The sequence below is a fragment of the uncultured Succinivibrio sp. genome (assembly GCF_902756765.1).
Taxonomy (GTDB): Bacteria; Pseudomonadota; Gammaproteobacteria; order Enterobacterales; family Succinivibrionaceae; genus Succinivibrio.
Map to the genome: position 1 here is coordinate 1 of NZ_CACVSS010000126.1, position 4461 is coordinate 4461.

Here is a 4461-nt window from a genome sequence, read left to right on the forward strand (position 1 = left end):
ATTGTGTCGTCAAATACTTTTCTTCTGTATTTTACAACCAGAATCAAATGATAATTCAGCAGAAAGACTGAATGAGCATTACTATCAAATTCCATTGAATAATAACCTATACACAATATATCGACTGATTATATTTTACCATAAATCAATTTTATTTGAAGCCACTATTGTGAAGCAATTCATCCCACCTATAGAGGCTGGGGAATTCTTGCAAGATAAAGTAAAAAACAGAACCAATGAATTTAGCAAAAGAACTGTAAATCAAAAAAGATCTACTGCAGAAAAGAACTGCATAAAAAAGACATGAAACATAAAATTCGGGCGGCACCAAAGCCGCCCTTCTCTGACGCTAATTAGCGACGGAGACCTAACTTCTCAACGATTGCGCTGTAACGTGCAAGGTCTGAAGTCTTTAAGTAGTCAAGAAGCTTACGACGCTGAGCAACTAAACGTAGTAGGCCGCGACGGCTGTGGTGATCCTTCTTGTGAGTCTCAAAGTGAGGCTGCAGGTCAGAAATTCTTGCAGATAGTAATGCAATCTGAACCTCTGGATAACCAGTGTCCTGTGGGTTACGACCAAACTCAGCAACGATTTTTGCCTTATCTTCTACTGTTAACATAATATATATGCTCCATATTTTGTGAAAAATTAAACTTCCATACCGATCACAAACTCAGTTGAAAGCGGGCTCATTCTATCATAAAAGATAAAATCTTTATACAAATTTAGCTTTATATTTTACAAGAAATGAAAAAAGATTTAAGAAAAAATCTTTTTAATTGATTTATAAAGAGTTTTATACCTCGCAATTAAAGCTGCGAGGTATAAAAACAGATTATTTTCCGATATTAGATGCGATTTTTATAATAGTATCTGTATAAAAATCAGAAAAACCTGTCTCGTTTATTGATCCAGAAAGTACCTGATAGGCACGTTTAATGGCATGATAGCCCTGACGGTCTGGCTGCTGGCAGATAACAAACTTGTAAATACCAGCTCTTACCATTTCTACAGTTGTGTATATATCATCGAAGGCGATACCGATTATATCGTCCCGACCGGTTGCTATAATTGAGGCGCCAACTCCCTGAACACCGGCGCCTGTAACGTATACACAGTTTACTTCCTTATGTTCGTTTAAATATTTTGAAGTCTGAATCTGAGCCTGAATATCAGAATCATTTGATTCTATCTGACCGCAGATTTCAAAATCTACATTAAGATTATTTAATTCCTCAACAAAACCTTCGATACGCTTTCTGTGACCGAGCATCAGACTTGAACCGGTAACAACCAGAATATTCAGCTTATCAAACTTTGAAATAAGAGAAAGCAACCCCGCACAGGTTTTACCTGCTTTCTGATAGTCAGAGCCAACATAGCAGACACGCTTGCAGTTCTTTACATCTGAATTAACCAGAATTACCTTTATTCCTAGCAATTCACATTCATTAATCTTCTGAGCAACAGATTCTGTATCTATGGTTGCAAGACAAAGGGCAGAACATCCCATCTGCTTAAGTTCATCAATGGCATCTAAATGAGTCTGCTCATCATAGCCCTGAACTTTTTTATAAATGACGTCTACACCAAGTTCTTCATACTCTGAGCTTGCCTTCTCGATTCCTTCGATAACGCCCTCAAAAAAGATGTTTCCAACACTAGGTAGAAGAACCCCGATCTTGAAGCGATCTCTTATACCAGATAAAGCACGGCCTGCTCTGTTTGGAACGTATCCTAATTCCTTGGCCAGAGTTTTGATTTTTAATGCTAGTTCTTTTTTTACCGAACCACGATTATGCAGTACTCTATCAACAGTTCCTCTTGATACGCCAGCGGCCTTTGCTAAAGTTTTAACTGTTACTGTCATCGTGTAATAATCCCAAAATTATTATTCTTATATTTAATTGTTATAAATAGGAGGACAGACTCGTCCCCCTATTAAATACAAACTAATCTATAAACAGATTCTTACCGATTAGTTTGCCTGTGGTCATGTTTGCCTTGCCCTCGGCAGAGTCTTTATGTGCATATAACCACTTGTTGTTGTGAGTTAGACATCCAGACTCTCCTTCATGGGTAACTCCCTCTGGTCTGTCGGTATTAGTATCCTTAGGTAAAACCACACCAACCTTGAAATGATCATAGCCAGGAGCGACACAAGGAGCATAATGCAGAGTAGTCTCATAGAACATAACGGCCTGACCTTTTCTTACGATAAAGGTTTCAACATCATTGGTTTCAATAATACCGTCATGAACAGCAGTCATTGGAGCAACCATTAAAACTGCATCGGTAGCCGCAATGTTAAGCTCACTGTTGCGATGGTATTCAAGGCAGTTTAAGCCCTTGTTATCTCCGTTGCAGTAACCAAACTGAACATTTAGTCCGCCAAAGACCTGATTCTTTAATACAGGCATTACAGAAGGGTCCTCTAGATAATCTACAGATGCCTTATAGTCTGTACCAGGAATTAGAGGAGTCTTCTCAACCAGAGATACAAGCTTTGCTGTATCAATATCCGTAATTACCTTTCCGTATCTTTCAAATTCAACGTCGGTAACTTCCTTGTATTTAGCAACCTCTTCACCATCAAGTTTCTTTCTCATGGTGTCCAGCTTTGAGAAGGCAGGACGAAGTGTTGGATATAAGAAGGAATACATCTTATATACCTCGTCATACATCTTAGCAACACTCTCATTGGTTGAAGACTGCTTGTCAGAAGTCTTAACCAGTTTTGCACAGCCTTCTTCAACTGATTTGAATATACCTGCTGCAACACCAGCAAGGATAGCTGCACCTAAAGCAGGACCTTCCTTAGATGTGGTGGTAATAATCTTGCATTTTAGAATATCTGCAAGAAGCTGTCGCCAGAATGGAGACTGAGCACCGCCACCGCAGGCAGTCAACTGAACTGGATTGATATCCATCTGATGAAGAACATCAAGGTTATGACGCTGAGATAAGGTAATACCTTCAAGAACAGCTCTTGTCATATGAGCCTTTGTATGTCTTGCGCTTAAACCAAAGAAAACACCACGTGCATTAGGATCTAATACAGGAGATCTCTCACCCATCAGATATGGAAGATAAATCAGACCATCTGAACCTACAGGACACTCTGAAGCCTTAGCAGTCATCAGATTGTAAACATCACTGCCTGCCTTAGCTTCCTGATCTTTTTCAAATGAATAAAGCTCATCACGGGTCCAGCGTAAAGATAAACCGGCGGCTAAAGTACAAGACATAGCAGTCCAGGAATTCTCTACAGCAGCACAGAAAGTATGTACACGGCCTAATGGATCAATTGAAGGCTTGTTGGTGTGAGCAAAAATAACACCTGATGTACCCAATGTAACGAAAGCATCACCTTCTTTACATACGCCGGTTCCAAGAGCGGCAGCTGCATTATCACCAGCACCGCCAGCAACAATAGTCTTTTCGCTTAGACCGGTTAATTTTGCAATTTCAGGAGTAATGTGTCCTGCAACTGCACTTGACTCGATAATTGGAGGTAACAGAGACTTATCAATATTAAGTTTCTCCAGAATCTCATCAGACCAGACTCTGTTAGTAATATCCAGAAGATTAGTTCCAGAAGCATCAGAAATTTCCATTGCTCTGTTGCCAGTTAACATGTAGCGAACATAATCTTTTGGTAAAAGAATAGTACGACACTTGTCGTAAATCTCAGGCTCATTTTCACGAACCCATAAAATCTTTGGAGCGGTGAAACCAGTCAGTGCAGGGTTTGCATTGATTTCAATAAGTCTCTTCTTGCCTACTAATGCTGTAATCTCATCACACTGCTTCTGAGTTCTGGCATCACACCATAGAATTGAATTTCTTAGAACCTTTCCGTTCTCATCCAACATTACAAGGCCATGCATCTGACCTGCAATAGATAAAGCAACTACATCCTCAGCATTTACCTTGCTGTCTTCCAATACATACTTAATAGAATTGATAGTTGCATCGTACCAGAACTTAGGGTCCTGCTCTGCCCAGCCATTCTTTGGCTGTAATAAAGGATACTCGATTGTCTTTGATGAAAGAGTATTTCCGTTTTCGTCAAATAAAACTGTTTTAGTACCTGATGTACCTAGGTCAACACCCAATAAATAAATAAATAACGCATATAAAAGTTGTCCTAATTAATTATTATAGAAAAGTAACTAAAGTTAGTTTATTTGCTTGATAGATCTTTGTTAAGGAAAGAATTGGGGCTGACTAAAAAGTCATTTTTTTGCAAAATTTTTAAAAATAATATATTGAAATTTAAATAAATTATTTTTTTTAGTAATTGCTTAAATTGACCTTTTTAGTCGCCCCCTTTCCGCTCTGCTATTTTTTTGATGAAGCAAATCCTAATCAAAAGGATTGTCTAAATAGATAGTCTGATCTCGTTCAGGACCGGTTGATAAAATTGCAACCTTAGCCCCTGACAGCTCTTCCAATCT

At 38.7% G+C, this 4461-nt stretch carries 3 protein-coding genes and 1 pseudogene; all 4 read right to left on the reverse strand.

Annotation, left to right across the window (positions count from 1 at the left end; translation table 11 throughout):
* Nucleotides 1-95, reverse strand: a pseudogene (locus QZU45_RS11100) (IS200/IS605 family transposase); the annotation flags it as partial.
* Between the two features lie 258 nt (nt 96-353).
* Nucleotides 354-623: a 30S ribosomal protein S15 gene (rpsO, locus tag QZU45_RS11105; RefSeq protein WP_031491987.1), complete on the reverse strand. Its 270-nt coding sequence runs from the start codon at nt 621-623 to the stop codon at nt 354-356.
* A gap of 213 nt (nt 624-836) precedes the next feature.
* Nucleotides 837-1871, reverse strand: a complete 1035-nt coding sequence (locus tag QZU45_RS11110; RefSeq protein WP_295355282.1) for a LacI family DNA-binding transcriptional regulator — start codon at nt 1869-1871, stop codon at nt 837-839.
* An 82-nt stretch (nt 1872-1953) separates the two neighbouring features.
* Nucleotides 1954-4119 carry a xylulokinase gene (gene xylB / locus QZU45_RS11115; protein WP_295355283.1) on the reverse strand — a complete coding sequence of 722 codons (2166 nt, stop codon included), beginning with the start codon at nt 4117-4119 and terminating at the stop codon, nt 1954-1956.
* Between the last annotated feature and the right edge of the window lie 342 nt (nt 4120-4461).

Excerpts from the sequence above, each read along its gene's own strand:
- QZU45_RS11110 (WP_295355282.1), bottom strand. The coding sequence starts at position 1,871 with ATGACAGTAACAGTTAAAACTTTAGCAAAGGCCGCTGGCGTATCAAGA.